This window comes from Pseudomonas sp. P20 (assembly GCF_016463925.1).
In the GTDB taxonomy this organism is placed as follows: domain Bacteria; phylum Pseudomonadota; class Gammaproteobacteria; order Pseudomonadales; family Pseudomonadaceae; genus Pseudomonas; species Pseudomonas aeruginosa.
In genome coordinates, this window is sequence record NZ_JAEMVM010000016.1 from 118570 (window position 1) to 134924 (window position 16355).

Here is a 16355-nt window from a genome sequence, read left to right on the forward strand (position 1 = left end):
AGTGACGGCCCCGTTTTCGTTGCATTGCTACCGATCATGACGCCCCTCGAGCGCTACCAGGCCGATCTCCAACGCCCCGATTTCTTCCACGATGCCGCACAGGCGAATGCCGTGAAGCATCTGCAACGCCTCTACGATGACCTGGTCGCCGCCGACCACGCCAAGCCCGGCCTGTTCGGCAAGCTGCTCGGCAGGAAGTCCGGCGGGCCGGTGAAGGGCCTGTATTTCTGGGGCGGCGTCGGCCGTGGCAAGACCTACCTGGTGGACACTTTCTTCGAGTCGCTGCCGTTCGAGCAGAAGGTGCGCACGCACTTCCACCGCTTCATGAAGCGGGTGCACGAAGAACTGAAGACCCTCAAGGGCGAGAAGAACCCGCTGACCATCATCGGCAAGCGCTTCGCCGACGAGGCGCGGGTGATCTGCTTCGACGAGTTCTTCGTCTCCGACATCACCGATGCGATGATCCTCGCCACCCTGCTGGAAGAGCTGTTCAAGAACGGCGTGAGCTTGGTGGCGACCTCCAACATCGTGCCGGACGGCCTGTACAAGGATGGCCTGCAACGCGCCCGTTTCCTGCCGGCGATCGCCCTGCTCAAGGAGCATACCGAGATCGTCAACGTCGATAGCGGCGTCGACTATCGCCTGCGCGCGCTGGAGCAGGCCGAGCTGTTCCACTGGCCGCTCAGCGAACAGGTCGAGGAGGAGATGGCGCGCAGCTTCAAGGCCCTGACCCCGGACTGTGCCAAGGCCCAGCGCGACGAGGCGCTGATGATCGAGAACCGCGAGATCCGCGCGCGCCTGACCTGCGACGACGTGGCCTGGTTCGAATTCCGTGAGCTGTGCGACGGCCCGCGCAGCCAGAACGACTACATCGAACTGGCGAAGATTTTCCACGCCGTGCTGATCTCCAACGTCGAGCAGATGGGCGTCACCAAGGACGACATGGCGCGGCGTTTCATCAACCTGGTGGATGAGTTCTACGACCGCAGCGTCAAGCTGATCATCTCCGCCGAGGTCGAGCTAAAGGATCTCTACAGCGGCGGCCGGCTGGAGTTCGAATTCCAGCGCACCCTCAGTCGTCTGCTGGAAATGCAGTCCCACGAATACCTGACGCGTCCGCACCGGCCCTGATCCGGGGCGGAAACGAGAAAGGGGTTGCCGATGGCCACCCCTTTTTTCATGGGCGCGCGGCGTTTCAGCGCTGCGCGGTGTTCTGCTCGAAGCCGGCGAGGAGCTTCTTCGCATGGGCCACTTCGAGGGCTTCCATGGCGTTGATCGGCTTGATCGCCACGGCCTGCTTCAGTTGGGCGATGGCCTTCTCCCGCTCGTTGTCGCCGTATACGTAGGTCAGCGCGTTGGCGTACTCGTAGTGGCCGATCGGCAGGTCGTTGGCCTGGCGGAAGGAGCGGGCGAAGTACTGCTCCATCTTGTCGGCGCTGACCCCGTAGGTCATCTTGCCGACCAGCTTGCCGACCTTGCGGATCACTCCCGCCTCGTAGCCGCCGTAGAGCGCCAGGGCGAACGGCTGGTTGGGTTGCCTGGCCAGGAGAGCGTCCAGTTCCTTGGGTATTTCGCTGGTATAGCCGCGCTTGAGCACTACCGGTACCGATAGCTCCTCGGCCAGGCGCGCCTTGGCGTAGACGCTGCCGAACTGGGCGACGATATCGGCCTTGACCAGCGGGCCGGCCTGTTCGGTGTAGTCGATGACTTCTTCGAGCAGGCGCTGTTTCTCCGCCTGGTCGGGAGCCAGGAACATGGCGTAGAGCACCTGGGCGAACATCGCCGGTACCTGGCCGCCGACTCCCAGGGCCAGTCCCTGCTCCTTGGCCTTGGCGTAGTCGCCGCGGAACAGCAGGCGCCAGACATCCTGCAGGCGCGCCGCATATTGCGCGGCCTCTTCCGGCTTGCCGGTAAAGCCGGTGCCGGCCTTCACGGTCTTTTCCAGGGCATCCGGATGGGCGGTCGCCATGTTCACCACCCAGTCGGCGTCCGGATAGGGATAGTCGCCGAAGCCGCGGGTCAGGCGCGGCCAGGCTTCCTTCAACTTGTCGCCTGGATAGTCATAGGCGCTCTGGTCGTAGGGGAAGGCTTTCCAGTTGTCGGCGGCCATAGCATTCATACCGAAGAGGGCCAGGAAGGCGAGCAGATAAAGGCGCATGGCAAAGGTCCGTTCTTGTCGTTGTTCGGAACGCCCGCGTCTGCGGCGGGCCTGCGGATTCATGAGAACCCGCGAAGGCCGACCTGGCTACCTATCCTAGGTTCTGTAGGAAAAGCGCCGGCGCCGATGCCGTTCGGGCAGGCTCGGCGATGTCCGGCTCAGCTTTCCTTCTGCATGAACTGGCGACGGTAATGGTGGGGAGAGAGTTCGGTGTGCTGGCGGAACAGGCGGGCGAAGAAGCTGGCGTCGTCGTAGCCGACCTCGTAGCTGATCGTCTTGATGCTCTTGCGCGTGCTCGAGAGCATGCCCTTGGCGGTCTCGATCCGCAGTCGCTGCAGATAGTGCAGCGGCTTGTCGCCGGTAGCGGCCTGGAAGCGCCGCATGAAGTTGCGGATGCTCATGCCGTGGTCGCGGGCGACGTCCTCGAAACGGAACTTGTCGGCGAAGTGGTCTTCCAGCCATTGCTGGATCTGCAGGATCGTCGGGTCATGGTGCAGCTTCTGTCCGCCGAAGCCGATGCGCCCTGGGGTGTAGCTGCGCTGTACTTCGTAGAGGGTATCCCGGGCCACCGCCTGGGCCACCGATCCGCCGCAGAAACGCTCGATCAGATAGATGTAGAGGTCGCAGGCGGAGGTGACGCCGCTGGCGCAGAACAGGTCGTCGGCATCGGTCAGGTGCTTCTCCTGATTGAGCAGCACGTTCGGGAAGCGTTCGGCGAATTCTCGATAGAAGCGCCAGTAGGTGGTCGCTTCCTTGCCATCCAGCAGACCTGCCTGGGCCAGCCAGAAGACCCCGGTCGCCTCACCGCAGAGGGCGGTTCCCTCGGCATGGCTGCGGCGCAACCAGGGAACGATTTGCGGATAGCGCCGTTCGAGCGCGTCGAAATCGCCCCAGAAGGCGGGCAGGACCACGATATCGCAGGCGGCGAGGGGACCGTCGACGGCGATGCTGTCGCCGCTGAAGCTGCGTACCGGCTGGCCGTCGGGGCTGAGGATGCGGGTGCGGAAGGCCGGCTGGAGACCGAGGCCCTGCTGCTTGCCGTGGCGCAGGCTGGCCATGTGGAAGAAGTCCTTGGCCTGCATCAGGGTCGAGGCGAAGACGCCGTCGATGGCGACGATGCCGACATGTTTCAGCACCGGAGCGGATTGAGCGCGCATGGATTTTTATCGTTGTTGTGAGTAAGGGAAAGCGGTCAAAAGGCGGCTGGATCGTCTTATTTTTTGGCGCAACTGTCCAGTGCGTCGGTCAGGGCATTTCCCTACAGTCGAAGACCTGCCGCGTGCAGCCAACCCGATCCCAGACCGTTTCCAGGTGACCACGATGATACCGAGAACCCTGTTCAGCTCCGACCACGAACTGTTTCGCGACAGCGTGCGCAAGTTCCTCGAACAGGAAGCCGTGCCTTTCCATCACCAATGGGAAAAGGATGGGCATGTCGACCGCGCGCTCTGGAACAAGGCCGGCGAGGCCGGAATGCTCTGTTCGCACCTGCCGGAAGAGTATGGCGGGATGGGCGCGGACTTCCTCTACAGCGCCGTGGTCATCGAAGAGATCGGTCGGGCCGGCCTGACCGGGATCGGTTTCTCCCTGCATTCGGACATCGCTGCACCCTACATCCTCCACTACGGCAGTGAGGCGCTGAAGCGCAAGTACCTGCCGAAGCTGGTATCCGGCGAGATGGTCGCGGCCATCGCCATGACCGAGCCGGGGGCCGGTTCCGACCTGCAAGGGGTGAAGACCACTGCGGTACTGGATGGCGACGAGTACGTCATCAATGGCTCGAAGACCTTCATCACCAACGGCTTCCTCGCCGACCTGGTGATCGTGGTGGCGAAGACCGATCCGAAGGCTGGCGCCAAGGGCATAAGCCTGTTCGTGGTCGAGGCGGGTACGCCGGGCTTCAGCAAGGGCAAGCGCCTGGAGAAGGTCGGGATGAAGGCCCAGGACACCTCCGAGCTGTTCTTCCAGGATGTGCGGATTCCCCGAGAGAACCTGCTCGGCAAGGACGGCCAGGGATTCATCTACCTGATGCAGGAGCTGCCGCAGGAGCGCCTGACCGTCGGTATCGGCGCGCTGGCGTCGGCCGAGGCGGCCCTGCAATGGACGCTCGACTACACTCGCGAGCGCAAGGCGTTCGGCAAGTCGGTGGCGGACTTCCAGAATACCCGCTTCAAGCTTGCCGAGATGGCTACCGAGATCCAGGTCGGCCGGGTCTTCGTCGATCGCTGCATGGAGCTGCATCTCCAGGGCAAGCTGGACGTACCCACCGCCGCCATGTGCAAGTACTGGACGACGGACCTGCAATGCAAGGTGCTCGACGAATGCGTGCAGTTGCACGGCGGCTACGGCTTCATGTGGGAATATCCGGTGGCGCGGGCCTGGGCCGATGCCCGGGTACAGCGGATCTACGCCGGTACCAACGAGATCATGAAGGAGATCATCGCGCGGGCCCTGTGAGGCGCTCCTGGCCACCGGGAGGGGCGAACGACCGCATCGCGCGGTTGTCCGCCGAACCCGCCGGCACCGCCAGGCCCCTGGAGCCTCAGGGAGCCGGGTTCGGTTGCTCCCGGTGGATCGCATCGATACCGGCGAGCACCTCCTCGTCCAGCCTGAGGTCGACGCTACTGAGATTGGCTTCCAGCTGTTCCAGCGAGGTCGCGCCGATGATGTTGCTGGTCACGAACGGCCGCGAAGTGACGTAGGCCAGTGCCATCTGCGCCGGTTCCAGTCCATGTTCGCGGGCCAGCGCCACGTAGCGCGCGCAGGCCGCTTCCGCCTGCGGGTTGGTGTAGCGGGTGAAGCGGCTGTAGAGACTGATGCGCGCGTTGGCCGGGCGGGCGCCGTCCGCGTACTTGCCGGAAAGCATGCCGAAGGCCATCGGCGAGTAGGCCAGCAGGCCGCACTGCTCGCGGATGGCGATTTCCGCCAGGCCCACCTCGAAGCTGCGGTTGAGCAGGTTGTAGGGGTTCTGGATCGATACCGCGCGCGGCCAGCCGCGCTCCTCGGCGAGCCTGAGGAAGGTCATGGTGCCCCAGGGTGTCTCGTTGGACAGGCCGATGTGGCGGATCTTGCCGGCGCGCACCTGCTCGTCGAGCACTTCCAGGGTTTCCTCCAGCGGTGTGAAGCTCTCTTCCTGGTGCTGGTAGCCGAGCTGGCCGAAGAAGTTGGTCCGCCGCTCCGGCCAGTGCAACTGGTAGAGGTCCAGCCAGTCTGTCTGCAGGCGCTCCAGGCTGGCATCGAGGGCGGCGACGATGTGCTGGCGGTTGAACTTGAGGTTGCCGTCGCGCACATGGCTGATGCCGTTGCCGGGGCCGGCGATCTTGCTGGCGAGGATCCAGTCGGCGCGGTCGCCGCTGCGGCGGAACCAGTTGCCGATGATGCGCTCGGTGCTGGCGTAGGTCTCGGCGCGGGGCGGCACCGGATACATTTCGGCGGTATCCATGAAATTGATCCCGGCGGCCTTGGCCCTGGCGATCTGGGCGAAGGCGTCCTGCTCGCTGTTCTGCTCGCCCCAGGTCATGGTGCCGAGGCAGAGGGCGCTGACTTTCAGATCGGTGCGGCCGAGCGGGCGATACTCCATGCGGGTGTCCTCGTGAAATTAAGTGGTTAATGCGGTTGTAAATTCTGGCGAAATCTGCATAATTCCGCAGCCTTTCATCGGTGGGGGATGCTAAGCCTGCCGATCGATGTATCTAGTCGTTACGGACGCACACCGACCCGAGCCCCAATTCGTGTCTGTTTTCGGCTGTCCTTGACTTGTCAAGGCAACCACTGTCCAGTAAGATTCGCCGTCTTATTTTCAGGCGGCCCCTGAGGCTATAACGAATGAAAACCTATACCGCGAAACCGGAAACTGTACAGCGCGACTGGTTCGTCGTCGACGCTGCCGGCCAGACCCTGGGTCGTCTGGCGACCGAAATTGCCCGCCGCCTGCGTGGCAAGCACAAGCCTGAGTACACTCCGCACGTTGACACCGGCGACTACATCGTCGTCATCAACGCCGAGCAGGTGCGTGTGACCGGTGCCAAGACCACCGACAAGATGTACTACCACCACTCCGGCTTCCCGGGCGGCATCAAGTCGATCAACTTCGAGAAGCTGATCGCCAAGGCCCCTGAGCGCGTCATCGAGACCGCTGTAAAAGGCATGCTGCCGAAGAACCCTCTGGGTCGCGATATGTATCGCAAGCTGAAGGTGTACAAGGGTGCCAGCCACCCGCACACCGCTCAGCAGCCCCAAGAACTGAAGATTTAACGGGATAGCTCATTATGTCGGCGACTCAAAATTACGGCACTGGCCGTCGTAAGACCGCTACCGCTCGCGTCTTCCTGCGTCCGGGTACTGGCAAGATTTCCATCAACAACCGTGGTCTCGATCAGTTCTTCGGTCGTGAAACCGCTCGCATGGTCGTGCGTCAGCCGCTCGAGCTGACCGAGACCGTCGAGAAGTTCGACATCTTCGTTACCGTCGTTGGCGGTGGCGTAAGCGGTCAGGCCGGTGCGATCCGTCACGGCATCACCCGTGCCCTGATCGAGTACGACGAAACCCTGCGTAGCTCGCTGCGCAAGGCCGGCTACGTGACTCGCGATGCCCGTGAAGTCGAGCGTAAGAAAGTCGGTCTGCGTAAAGCGCGTAAGCGTCCGCAGTACTCCAAGCGTTAATTCGACGCTTGCTGAAAAACGCCCACCTCTTCGGAGCTGGGCGTTTTTTTATGTCTACGCTTTAACTCTGCGGCAAGGTGTCGCATGGCCGAAGGGCGCGCCCTACAAGGGTTTCGGGCGTTTTGTGTCAGGCTATTACCTTGTCATCAAAGGGGGTTTTCTTTACCATTTGGCGAATTTTTTGCGCGGCTCGAATTTTTACTTAAAGGCCTGATTAGAACAGGTCTGAAGCTGATGGGAGACGACTGAATGAGTAATGACGGCGTGAATGCAGGCCGGCGTCGCTTCCTCGTCGCGGCCACCTCTGTGGTTGGCGCGGCGGGAGCGGTGGGTGCTGCGGTCCCGTTCGTAGGGTCATGGTTCCCCAGTGCCAAAGCCAAGGCTGCTGGCGCGCCGGTGCAGGTGAACGTGGGCAAGATCGATCCAGGTCAGCAGATCATCGCTGAATGGCGCGGCAAGCCTGTATTCATCGTGCACCGCACGAAGGAGATGCTGGACGCCCTGCCGAGCCTCGAAGGACAACTGGCCGACCCGGACTCCAAGGCCTCGGAGCAGCCGGAGTACGTCGATCCCAAGCTTCGCTCGATCAAGCCGGAACTGGCGGTGATCGTCGGCATCTGCACCCACCTGGGCTGCTCGCCGACCTTCCGTCCCGAAGTCGCCCCCGCCGACCTCGGTCCGGACTGGAAGGGCGGCTACTTCTGCCCTTGCCACGGCTCCCACTACGACCTCGCCGGTCGTGTCTACAAAGGCCAGCCAGCGCCGCTGAACCTGCCGATTCCGCCTTATACGTTCGATGCTGACGACGTCATCACCATCGGCGTGGACCAGGAGAAAGCCTGATGAACAAGTTCATGGCTTGGGTCGATGCGCGTTTTCCCGCGACCAAGATGTGGGAAGACCATCTGAGCAAGTACTACGCACCGAAGAACTTCAACTTCTGGTATTTCTTCGGTTCCCTGGCGCTGCTGGTGCTGGTCAACCAGATCCTCACCGGCATCTGGCTGACCATGAGCTTCACGCCGTCGGCCGAAGAGGCGTTCGCTTCCGTCGAATACATCATGCGCGATGTCGACTACGGCTGGATCATTCGCTACATGCACTCCACCGGTGCATCGGCGTTCTTCATCGTGGTCTACCTGCACATGTTCCGCGGCCTGCTCTACGGCTCCTATCAGAAGCCGCGCGAGCTGGTGTGGATCTTCGGCATGCTGATCTACCTGGCGCTGATGGCCGAGGCTTTCATGGGCTACCTGCTGCCTTGGGGTCAGATGTCCTACTGGGGCGCCCAGGTGATCATTTCCCTGTTCGGCGCGATTCCGGTGGTCGGCGAAGACCTGGCCCAGTGGATCCGCGGTGACTTCCTGATCTCCGGCATCACCCTGAACCGCTTCTTCGCCCTGCATGTGATCGCCCTGCCGATCGTCCTGCTCGGCCTGGTCGTGCTGCACATCCTGGCGCTGCACGAAGTCGGTTCGAACAACCCGGACGGCGTTGACATCAAGAAGAAGAAGGACGAGAACGGCGTACCGCTGGACGGCATCGCGTTCCATCCGTACTACACCGTGAAGGATATCGTCGGTGTGGTGGTGTTCCTGTTCATCTTCTGCACCGTGATCTTCTTCTTCCCGGAAATGGGCGGCTACTTCCTCGAGAAGCCCAACTTCGAGATGGCCAACCAGTTCAAGACCCCCGAGCACATCGCTCCGGTCTGGTACTTCACCCCGTTCTACGCGATCCTCCGCGCGGTTCCGGACAAGCTGATGGGTGTGGTGGCGATGGGTGCGGCGATCGCCGTGCTGTTCGTCCTGCCGTGGCTGGATCGCAGCCCGGTTCGCTCGATCCGCTACAAGGGCTGGCTGAGCAAGCTGTGGCTGGTGATCTTCGCGGTGTCCTTCGTGATCCTCGGCTACTACGGCGCCCAGGCTCCGAGCCCGTTGGGTACTACCCTGTCGCGCGTTTGCACCGTCCTGTATTTCGCCTTCTTCATCCTGATGCCGTTCTACACCCGGATGGAGAAGACCAAACCGGTTCCGGAAAGGGTGACTGGCTGATGAAAAAGCAATTCGCTGCACTGATTCTGGCGGTACTGCCAGTCCTGGGTTTCGCCGCTGGCGGCCATGGGCCGCAACTGGATCATGTCGACATCGACCTGACCGACAAGGCGGCCATGCAGGATGGCGCGCGTACCTTCGCCAACTACTGCATGGGCTGCCATAGCGCCAAGTTCCAGCGTTACGAGCGTGTCGCCACCGACCTGGGCATTCCTACCGATCTGATGATGGAGAAGCTGGTGTTCACCGGCGCCAAGATCGGCGACCACATGGACATCGGCATGAAGCCGGCCGACGCCAAGACCTGGTTCGGCGCCGCTCCGCCGGACCTGACCCTGGTTGCCCGCGTACGCGGCACCGACTGGCTGTACAGCTACCTGCGCTCGTTCTACGAGGATCCCAAGCGTCCGTGGGGCGTGAACAACGTGATCTTCCCCAACGTCGGCATGCCGAACGTCCTGGCGCCCCTGCAGGGACGCCAGGTGATCGGCTGCAAGCAGGTACAGGTGGTCGAGGATGGCAAGAAGCAGTTCGATCCGTTGACCGGTACCCCGCTGACCCACGAAGCTTGTGACCAGTTGACCGTGGTGCCGAAGACCGGCGAGCTGAACGAAGCCCAGTTCGACGAGAAGGTCAAGAACCTGGTGACCTTCCTGGCCTATTCGGCCAACCCGAACAAGCTGGCCTCCGAGCGTATCGGTACCTACGTCCTGCTCTACCTGGCCTTCTTCTTCGTATTCGCCTATCTCCTCAAGCGCGAGTACTGGAAGGACGTGCACTAACCCGCACGTTGGTCTTCGAAGCGCGCGCCCTACGGGGCGCGCGCGTCTTTTCACCTCCCACAAGTCGACCTGCGAGGAGGGCTCCATGGCTTCAATCAACAAGCTGACCTGCTATTCCGACCCTGCCGATCATTACTGCCATCGCATCCGCCTGGTCCTGGCCGAGAAGAACGTGGCGGTAGAGGTGATCGATATCGAGGCGGGCCGCTGTCCGCCGATGCTGGCGGAGGTCAACCCCTACGGCAGCGTACCGACCCTGGTCGATCGCGACCTGGCGCTGTACGAGCCGACGGTGGTCATGGAATACCTCGATGAACGCTATCCGCATCCGCCGCTGCTGCCCGATTATCCGGTGAAGCGTGCCAACAGCCGCCTGTTGATCCATCGTATCCAGCGGGACTGGTGTTCCCTGGTGGACCGGATCCTGGATGCGCGCAGCAAGGAGGCCGAGCGGGTCCAGGCGCGCAAGGAGTTGCGCGAGAGCCTGACCGGGGTTTCCCCGCTGTTCGCCGACAAGGCATATTTCCTCAGCGAGGATTTCAGCCTGGTGGATTGCTGCCTGTTGCCGATCCTCTGGCGTCTGCCGTTGCTGGGCATCGAGTTGCCGCGGCAGGCCAAGCCGTTGCTCGACTACATGGAGCGCGGATTCGCCCGGGAAAGCTTCCGGGCCAGCCTGTCTTCCGTTGAACGAGATATGCGTTAAGGAACATGAAGATGAATTCCAGCCGTCCCTATCTGGTCCGCGCGCTCTATGAATGGATCGTCGACAACGATTGCACGCCACATATCCTGGTGAACGCAGAGTTCGCCGGGGTAAAGGTGCCTCCGGGTTATGCCAGCGATGGGCAGATCGTGCTCAATGTCTCGCCCTCTGCCGTGCGGCATCTGCACATGGACAACGAGGCGGTCAGCTTCGAGGGGCGTTTCGGCGGCGTGGCGCAGAGCCTGTACATTCCAGCGCTGGCGGTAATGGCCATCTACGCCCGGGAAAACGGACAGGGCATGGTCTTCGATCTGGAGCAGCCGGGTCCGGTGGACGACGAGCCGGGCGATGACGATGGCGGACCGTCCGATGAGCCGCCGCGTCCCAGTGGCAGGCCATCCCTGAAGGTGGTCAAGTAAACGGCGAGCAATGAAAAAGGCGATCGAAGGATCGCCTTTTTTTCGTTCGCTGTTCTTCAGTTTATGTATTCGAACAGCTTGACGATCTTCTGCACCCCGTCGACGCCCTGGGCGACGCGGACAGCCTGGGCGGCTTCCTGCTGGTTGACCAGGCCCATCATGTAGACGATGCCGTTCTCGGTGACCACCTTGATCCGCGACGAGGGCACGTTGGGATCGCTGAGCATCTGGGTCTTCAGCTTGGTGGTGATCCAGGCGTCGTTGTTGCGGGCGAGCAGGGAGGAGGGCGAGGTCACCTGCAGTTCGTTATGCACGTTCTTGACCTTCTGCACCGTGCGCGCGGCCTGTTCGGCCTTGCTCTTGAGGTCGGCGCGCGGGGTCTGGCCGGCGATCAGAACGATGCCGTTGTAGCTGACCACGACGATGTGAGAGTCCTTGTCCAGGGCCGGATCGGCCTTGGCGATGTTCACCGCGGCCTTGGTCTCGATCAGCGAGTCGTCGATCTTGCTGCCGATGGTTCGGGTCCCGCGATCGTCGTCGATCGGTTTGTCCCGGGTGGCGCTGAGGAAACTGCTGCAGCCTCCCAGGGCCAGGCACAGGGCCAGGGTGGCGGCGACGAAGGCGGTACGGCTCATTCTTCACTCCCGAACAGTTGGCGGTCGATCAGGTCGCAGAGGCAGTGGATGGCCAGCAGGTGGACTTCCTGGATGCGTGCGGTGATCTTGGAAGGAACGCGGATCTCCACGTCTTCCGGCAGCAGCAGCGAAGCCATGCCGCCACCGTCGCGGCCGGTCAGGGCGACCACCAGCATCTCGCGGTCGTGGGCCGCCTGGATGGCCTGGATCACGTTGGCCGAATTGCCGCTGGTGGAAATCGCCAGCAGGACGTCGCCCGGCTGGCCCAGGGCGCGGATCTGCTTGGAGAAGACTTCGTTGTAGCTGTAGTCGTTGGCGATCGAGGTGATGGTCGAGCTGTCGGTGGTCAGGGCCACGGCCGGCAGGCTCGGACGTTCGCGCTCGAAGCGGTTGAGCAGTTCGGAGGAGAAGTGCTGGGCATCGCCGGCCGAGCCGCCATTGCCGCAGGAGAGGATCTTGCCCTCGTTGAGCAGCGCATTGACCATCACCAGGCTGGCTTGCTCGATATAGGGAGGCAGTACTTCCAGCGCCTGCTGCTTGGTCTCGATGCTGGCCTGGAAGAGCTGGCGGATACGGTGTTGCATGTCCATCGGTAATGACCTTCGGTGGGGCGGCTGATCAGGCGTCGAATGCGTTCTGAATCCAGTCCAGTCGCGGTGGTGATTGTCCGTCGCTGGTATCGACGGTGACCACATCGAAGCGACAGGGGCGTTTGGCCCAGCGCGCCTCCTGTTGCAGAAAAAGTTCGGCGGAGAGAATCAGGCGCTGCCGCTTGCGCGCGTCGATGCTCTCCAGGGCTCCGCCCCAGGCGCGATGCCGGCGGGAGCGGACTTCGACGAATACTACTGTATCGCCGTCGAGCATGACCAGATCGAGCTCTCCGCGGCGACAGGTCCAATTCTTGTCAAGTGTGGCAAGGCCCTGTCGCCGTAGATGGGCGCAGGCCAGTTCCTCGGCCTGGCGCCCCTTGTCCCGGGAGCTTTCCCTATCGGTCAAAAGCTGCTGGTCCTCAGCGGCTGGACCTGGCCATTGCGGAACTCGGCCCATTGCAACTGGCGTTCGATACGTTGGGTCGGATTCAGGCTCAGGGTACCGGTCAGGCCGTCGATCTGCAGGCTCGGCACGGCCTTCAGTTCAGGCAGACGCGGAGCGAGGCGGTAGGCGTCGACGCCCATGGCGTAGAGGCGGCCCATGCTGCCGTTGGCCTGGGGCCATTGGGCGGCGACCTGCTGGCGGGTCGGGTCGCTGGGGTTGAGCAGCCACGGGGTCTCGCAGAAGCGGATGCCGTTGAGATCCTGGTCCTGGGTCGGGTTGTTGGTCCCGGTGTAGAGGTGCGAAGTGGCGTAGACCGGAAGGTCGCCGGCGTACTGGAAGGCCAGGGTCGGCTTGATCTGGCGGGCCTGCTGCGGGGTGGCGGCGAGGAACACGAAGTCGATGTCCTGGCGGCGCGACGGCTGGGTGGCGATCTGGCTGCCGAGGGCGCCCTGCAGGCGCTGGGCGCGGCCTTCGCTCTGGCGCAGTTGCAGCAGGTCGGCGATCTGTTGCGCCAGTTGTACCGGCTGGTCGACATGCTCGGCGGCGATCAGGCTGCCGCCCGCGGACTGCCAGCTCTGGCTGAAGGCGGCCAGCACGCGGTCGCCCCATTCGCCGCGCGGCACCAGCGCCACGGCCCGGCGCATGCCGTCGCCCCAGGCCCGGCTGGCCACCGCGCGCGCTTCGTCCTCGGCGGCGAGGCCGAACTGGAACAGCTGCGCCGGGCCTTCCTGGCTATTGTCGCTGTAGTTGAGTGCGAGGGTGGTGATCGGCAGTTGCTCGCGGCTGGCGAGTTGCTTGACCAGCGGCTTCTCCAGTGGACCGACGACCAGTTCGACGCCATCGGCCTGGGCCTGGCGGTAGAAGTCATCTAGCGAGCGCACCTGGGTACTGTCGTAGAGCTTAATCGAAGGAGGATTCTGGCCGGCCTGCTGGGCCTGGAAGTGGGCGGCGAGGAAGCCGTCCTGCAGGGCCCGGGCGACGTTGGCCAACTGCCCCTGCTGGGGTAGCAGGAGGGCGATGCGGGTCAGCGGCTGCTGGGACAGCGTCTTGAGTTTCTCCAGCGCCGCCGGCAAGTGCTTGGCCGCCGGGTGCTCGGGGTTCTGCTGTTGCCAGCTCTCGATGCTGGCCTGCTGTTGCTGCAGGGTCGGCGAGGTCTTGGTGATGCGTGCCAGGGTCAGCCAGCCGCTGAGGTCGCCTTCGTTGGCGCTCGGTTGCAACTGGTCGACCGGCAGGCTGCTGACCAGGGTCCAGATCTTTTCCTGGTTCTCGATCACCGCCGGGCCCTCGAGCAGCGGTGCGAAGTAGATGCGCTCCTTGGCTGCGGCAAGGACCTGGCCGTCGGCGGCGAGGGCCTGGGCCTTGGCGCGCTGGGTACGAACCTGCTGGGTCACCGGCAGTTCGCTGAGATGCTGCATGCTCGGATGTTGCAATGCCTGCAGGGCGGCCTTGGGCTTGCTGCGGGCGAGGGCCAGTTCGGCGTTCAGGGTGCTGGCGAAGACCTGCTGGGCCGGCTTCAGGCTTTCCAGCGGAATCTGTCCCAGGATGGCGGTGGACCTGGCGAGGTCCTTCTGCTGGTAGGCAAGGTCCGCTGCCGAGAGGCGCAGCAGCGCCGCTTCCTCGGGCTTGCTCTGGCTGGCCTGTTGCAACAACTGCTCGATGCTGGCATTCGGCGTACGGGGAAGTTCGCCCAGTCCGGAATTGGACGAGGTCGCGCAGGCGGTCAGCAGACCGGCCAGGATCAGAGCAGAAAGCGGACGCAGGCAAGCGATCATATAGGGCTTCTCATGGCGCATTCACGAAGAGTCGCCGATTGTACCGGAGGCCCGCCTCGGGTGCGATGGCGGCACCCTGAATCGCGATACAATGCCGCCTTTTCAGATAGCTCTCGAGGTATTTTCGTGTCAGCAGGCACTCTGTTCGTAGTGGCGACCCCGATCGGCAATCTCGACGACATCAGCCCGCGCGCCCTGCGGGTGCTGCGGGAGGTGGCCCTGGTGGCTGCGGAGGATACCCGCCATTCGATCCGGCTGTTCCAGCACTTCGGCATCGAGACGCCATTGGCGGCCTGCCACGAGCACAACGAGCGCGAGGAGGGCGGGCGCTTCATCTCCCGGCTGCAGGGTGGGGAGGACGTCGCGCTGATCTCGGACGCCGGTACCCCGCTGATTTCCGATCCCGGCTTCCACCTGGTGCGCCAGGCACAGGCGCTGGGTATCCGGGTGGTCCCGGTGCCGGGCTCCTGCGCGCTGATCGCGGCGCTGTCGGCGGCGGGATTGCCGTCGGACCGGTTCATCTTCGAAGGTTTCCTGCCCGCCAAGGCTGCGGGACGACGCAGCCGCCTCCAGGCGGTACAGGAAGAGCCGCGCACGCTGATTTTCTACGAGGCGCCCCATCGTCTGCTGGAAAGCCTGGCGGACATGCGCGACGTGTTCGGCGGGGAGCGCCGTGCGGTGCTGGCGCGGGAGCTGAGCAAGACCTTCGAGACCATTCGCAGCCTGCCGTTGGCCGAACTGCACGATTGGGTCGCGTCGGACAGCAACCAGCAGCGCGGCGAGTGCGTTGTGCTGGTGGCGGGGTGGCAGGCGCCGGAAGGCGAGGAGTCGATCGGTGCGGAGGCGCTCAGGGTGCTCGACCTGCTGCTTGCCGAGCTGCCGTTGAAGAAAGCCGCGGCGCTGGCGGCGGAAATTACCGGGGTGCGAAAAAACCTTTTGTATCAACAGGCTTTGCAACGCCAAGGGAAGAGTTGAGCTTGTTCTTCGCGTCTGCTCCCGCTAACCTTGTCGGCGGAGAGTCGATTGGACAGTCGCTGTCGCGCAATAGCGCGGTGGAGGAAAGTCCGGGCTCCATAGGGCAGAGTGCCAGGTAACGCCTGGGAGGCGCGAGCCTACGGAAAGTGCCACAGAAAATAACCGCCTAAGCGCAACAGCGCCGGTAAGGGTGAAAAGGTGCGGTAAGAGCGCACCGCACGGCTGGCAACAGTGCGTGGCTAGGTAAACCCCACTCGGAGCAAGACCAAATAGGAATCCATTGGCGCGGCCCGCGTTGGATTCGGGTAGGTCGCTTGAGGCGTACAGTGATGTGCGTCCCAGAGGAATGGCTGTCCTCGACAGAACCCGGCTTATAGATCGACTCTCCCACTTCTTCCCACTCTCTTCGCTTTTTCCCGGTTTTATCCGTCCGTCGCAAAAGCGAAAAGCCGCAACTCTTGATAAATCACTTTAAGTTCGAAGGCTAAGACTTTGGACTTATTGTGTTTTGTCATCTCTTTTACTTCTAAAAGCGCTCCGCAACCTTCCAAAAGCACGCTAAATCTCCGTCCTGTAAGGATTTTTCACTTCTGACGCGCCTTGACGGTGGGGAGTGTGGATTTCTATAGTGTGCAGAAGTGGTATGAAGTGGGTAAAAGTGGGATCAATTGGCATGGAAAGCCAACCACAGGGGAAGCGCTGACGTGTTTCGCGGAGCTAATGCCATAAGTCTTGACGCCAAAGGGCGCCTCGCGATGCCGAGTCGGTATCGTGACGAGCTCGTTTCGCGTTGTGCCGGCCAGCTCATCGTCACTATCGACGCAGTCGACCCCTGCCTCACCGTTTACCCCTTGCCCGAATGGGAACTGATCGAAGCCAAGCTGCGCGAGCTGCCTTCTTTGCGAGAAGAAACGCGGCGCCTGCAGCGGCTGCTGATCGGTAATGCCGTCGATCTGGAACTGGACGGAAACGGGCGTTTCCTGATTCCGCCGCGCCTGCGCGAGTACGCCAAGCTGGACAAGCGGGCGATGCTGGTGGGGCAACTGAACAAGTTTCAGTTGTGGGATGAGGATGCCTGGAACGCCATGGCTGAAGCCGACCTGGCGGCAATCAAACAACCCGGTGGGCTGCCGGACGAACTACGCGACCTGATCCTTTGAC

18 protein-coding genes and 1 other RNA gene are annotated in these 16355 nt (G+C 62.9%); 12 read left to right on the plus strand and 7 right to left on the minus strand.

Features of this window, described 5'->3' with window-relative positions:
• Positions 1–36 precede the first annotated feature (36 nt).
• Positions 37–1131 (plus strand): cell division protein ZapE, encoded by a 1095-nt coding sequence (gene zapE, locus JHD77_RS21330; RefSeq protein WP_003094297.1) that lies wholly within the window; start codon positions 37–39, stop codon positions 1129–1131.
• 64 nt (positions 1132–1195) lie between these two features.
• Here the strand turns inward: zapE and JHD77_RS21335 are convergent, their stop codons facing one another.
• Positions 1196–2158, minus strand: coding sequence for a hypothetical protein (locus tag JHD77_RS21335; RefSeq protein WP_003116213.1), 963 nt, complete (start codon positions 2156–2158; stop codon positions 1196–1198).
• Positions 2159–2316: 158 nt separating this feature from the next.
• Positions 2317–3216, minus strand: a complete 900-nt coding sequence (locus tag JHD77_RS21340; protein ID WP_003120906.1) for a GlxA family transcriptional regulator — start codon at positions 3214–3216, stop codon at positions 2317–2319.
• A gap of 253 nt (positions 3217–3469) precedes the next feature.
• Between JHD77_RS21340 and JHD77_RS21345 the strand changes: the two genes are divergently transcribed.
• On the plus strand, positions 3470–4615 hold the full coding sequence (locus JHD77_RS21345) for an acyl-CoA dehydrogenase family protein (protein ID WP_003134747.1): 1146 nt from the start codon (positions 3470–3472) through the stop codon (positions 4613–4615).
• A gap of 85 nt (positions 4616–4700) precedes the next feature.
• Here JHD77_RS21345 and JHD77_RS21350 read toward each other — a convergent pair whose 3' ends face one another.
• A complete protein-coding gene (locus tag JHD77_RS21350; RefSeq protein ID WP_031755925.1) occupies positions 4701–5738 on the minus strand; it encodes an NADP(H)-dependent aldo-keto reductase in 1038 nt (345 codons plus the stop codon).
• Positions 5739–5983: 245 nt separating this feature from the next.
• Between JHD77_RS21350 and rplM the strand changes: the two genes are divergently transcribed.
• From rplM to JHD77_RS21385, 7 genes are all read left to right on the plus strand, one after another.
• Entirely contained in the window at positions 5984–6412 is a 429-nt protein-coding gene (rplM, locus tag JHD77_RS21355) for a 50S ribosomal protein L13 (protein ID WP_003094164.1), read from the plus strand.
• A 14-nt stretch (positions 6413–6426) separates the two neighbouring features.
• On the plus strand, positions 6427–6819 hold the full coding sequence (gene rpsI, locus JHD77_RS21360) for a 30S ribosomal protein S9 (RefSeq protein ID WP_003098810.1): 393 nt from the start codon (positions 6427–6429) through the stop codon (positions 6817–6819).
• 249 nt (positions 6820–7068) lie between these two features.
• Positions 7069–7662: a ubiquinol-cytochrome c reductase iron-sulfur subunit gene (gene petA, locus JHD77_RS21365; protein ID WP_003100631.1), complete on the plus strand. Its 594-nt coding sequence runs from the start codon at positions 7069–7071 to the stop codon at positions 7660–7662.
• Positions 7662–8873: a cytochrome b gene (locus JHD77_RS21370; RefSeq protein WP_003094159.1), complete on the plus strand. Its 1212-nt coding sequence runs from the start codon at positions 7662–7664 to the stop codon at positions 8871–8873. Before petA ends, JHD77_RS21370 begins: the two co-directional genes overlap by 1 nt.
• Positions 8873–9655 (plus strand): cytochrome c1, encoded by a 783-nt coding sequence (locus JHD77_RS21375; RefSeq protein WP_003455493.1) that lies wholly within the window; start codon positions 8873–8875, stop codon positions 9653–9655. The genes JHD77_RS21370 and JHD77_RS21375 overlap by 1 nt, the downstream gene beginning before the upstream one ends.
• 85 nt (positions 9656–9740) lie before the next feature.
• Positions 9741–10358, plus strand: coding sequence for a glutathione S-transferase N-terminal domain-containing protein (locus JHD77_RS21380; RefSeq protein WP_003094155.1), 618 nt, complete (start codon positions 9741–9743; stop codon positions 10356–10358).
• 11 nt (positions 10359–10369) lie between these two features.
• A complete protein-coding gene (locus JHD77_RS21385; RefSeq protein WP_003094153.1) occupies positions 10370–10777 on the plus strand; it encodes a ClpXP protease specificity-enhancing factor in 408 nt (135 codons plus the stop codon).
• A gap of 56 nt (positions 10778–10833) precedes the next feature.
• On the opposite strand, the gene JHD77_RS21390 is transcribed toward JHD77_RS21385, so the two are convergent.
• Genes JHD77_RS21390 through JHD77_RS21405 form a run of 4 tightly spaced genes read right to left on the minus strand, consistent with a single transcriptional unit; the run spans position 10834 to position 14219 of the window.
• Positions 10834–11412: a BON domain-containing protein gene (locus JHD77_RS21390; RefSeq protein WP_031755922.1), complete on the minus strand. Its 579-nt coding sequence runs from the start codon at positions 11410–11412 to the stop codon at positions 10834–10836.
• Complete coding sequence (locus JHD77_RS21395) at positions 11409–12002, minus strand: phosphoheptose isomerase (RefSeq protein WP_003094149.1); 594 nt, start codon at positions 12000–12002, stop codon at positions 11409–11411. Before JHD77_RS21395 ends, JHD77_RS21390 begins: the two co-directional genes overlap by 4 nt.
• A 28-nt stretch (positions 12003–12030) precedes the next feature.
• Positions 12031–12408, minus strand: coding sequence for a YraN family protein (locus JHD77_RS21400; protein WP_031755920.1), 378 nt, complete (start codon positions 12406–12408; stop codon positions 12031–12033).
• Positions 12405–14219: a penicillin-binding protein activator gene (locus JHD77_RS21405; RefSeq protein WP_031755919.1), complete on the minus strand. Its 1815-nt coding sequence runs from the start codon at positions 14217–14219 to the stop codon at positions 12405–12407. The genes JHD77_RS21400 and JHD77_RS21405 overlap by 4 nt, the downstream gene beginning before the upstream one ends.
• Before the next feature lie 126 nt (positions 14220–14345).
• On the opposite strand from JHD77_RS21405, the gene rsmI reads away from it, so the two are divergent.
• The 3 genes from rsmI to mraZ all read left to right on the plus strand — a co-directional run bounded on the left by rsmI (position 14346) and on the right by mraZ (position 16354).
• On the plus strand, positions 14346–15194 hold the full coding sequence (gene rsmI / locus JHD77_RS21410; RefSeq protein WP_003120901.1) for a 16S rRNA (cytidine(1402)-2'-O)-methyltransferase: 849 nt from the start codon (positions 14346–14348) through the stop codon (positions 15192–15194).
• 40 nt (positions 15195–15234) lie between these two features.
• Positions 15235–15584, plus strand: an RNA gene (gene rnpB / locus JHD77_RS21415) — RNase P RNA component class A.
• A 314-nt stretch (positions 15585–15898) separates the two neighbouring features.
• The gene (gene mraZ / locus JHD77_RS21420) at positions 15899–16354 is read left to right on the plus strand and encodes a division/cell wall cluster transcriptional repressor MraZ (protein WP_003103101.1); all 456 of its coding nucleotides are present in this window, start codon (positions 15899–15901) and stop codon (positions 16352–16354) included.
• The last annotated feature ends 1 nt before the right edge of the window (position 16355 follow it).

What these genes read in the sequence shown, in the direction of transcription:
- zapE (WP_003094297.1), top strand. Translation starts at nt 37, where the DNA reads ATGACGCCCCTCGAGCGCTACCAGGCCGATCTCCAACGCCCCGATTTC.
- JHD77_RS21335 (WP_003116213.1), bottom strand. Translation starts at nt 2,158, where the DNA reads ATGCGCCTTTATCTGCTCGCCTTCCTGGCCCTCTTCGGTATGAATGCT.
- JHD77_RS21340 (WP_003120906.1), bottom strand. Translation starts at nt 3,216, where the DNA reads ATGGCCAGCCTGCGCCACGGCAAGCAGCAGGGCCTCGGTCTCCAGCCG.
- JHD77_RS21350 (WP_031755925.1), bottom strand. Translation starts at nt 5,738, where the DNA reads ATGGAGTATCGCCCGCTCGGCCGCACCGATCTGAAAGTCAGCGCCCTC.
- rplM (WP_003094164.1), top strand. Translation starts at nt 5,984, where the DNA reads ATGAAAACCTATACCGCGAAACCGGAAACTGTACAGCGCGACTGGTTC.
- rpsI (WP_003098810.1), top strand. Translation starts at nt 6,427, where the DNA reads ATGTCGGCGACTCAAAATTACGGCACTGGCCGTCGTAAGACCGCTACC.
- petA (WP_003100631.1), top strand. Translation starts at nt 7,069, where the DNA reads ATGAGTAATGACGGCGTGAATGCAGGCCGGCGTCGCTTCCTCGTCGCG.
- JHD77_RS21370 (WP_003094159.1), top strand. Translation starts at nt 7,662, where the DNA reads ATGAACAAGTTCATGGCTTGGGTCGATGCGCGTTTTCCCGCGACCAAG.
- JHD77_RS21375 (WP_003455493.1), top strand. Translation starts at nt 8,873, where the DNA reads ATGAAAAAGCAATTCGCTGCACTGATTCTGGCGGTACTGCCAGTCCTG.
- JHD77_RS21380 (WP_003094155.1), top strand. Translation starts at nt 9,741, where the DNA reads ATGGCTTCAATCAACAAGCTGACCTGCTATTCCGACCCTGCCGATCAT.
- JHD77_RS21385 (WP_003094153.1), top strand. Translation starts at nt 10,370, where the DNA reads ATGAATTCCAGCCGTCCCTATCTGGTCCGCGCGCTCTATGAATGGATC.
- JHD77_RS21390 (WP_031755922.1), bottom strand. Translation starts at nt 11,412, where the DNA reads ATGAGCCGTACCGCCTTCGTCGCCGCCACCCTGGCCCTGTGCCTGGCC.
- JHD77_RS21395 (WP_003094149.1), bottom strand. Translation starts at nt 12,002, where the DNA reads ATGGACATGCAACACCGTATCCGCCAGCTCTTCCAGGCCAGCATCGAG.
- JHD77_RS21405 (WP_031755919.1), bottom strand. Translation starts at nt 14,219, where the DNA reads ATGATCGCTTGCCTGCGTCCGCTTTCTGCTCTGATCCTGGCCGGTCTG.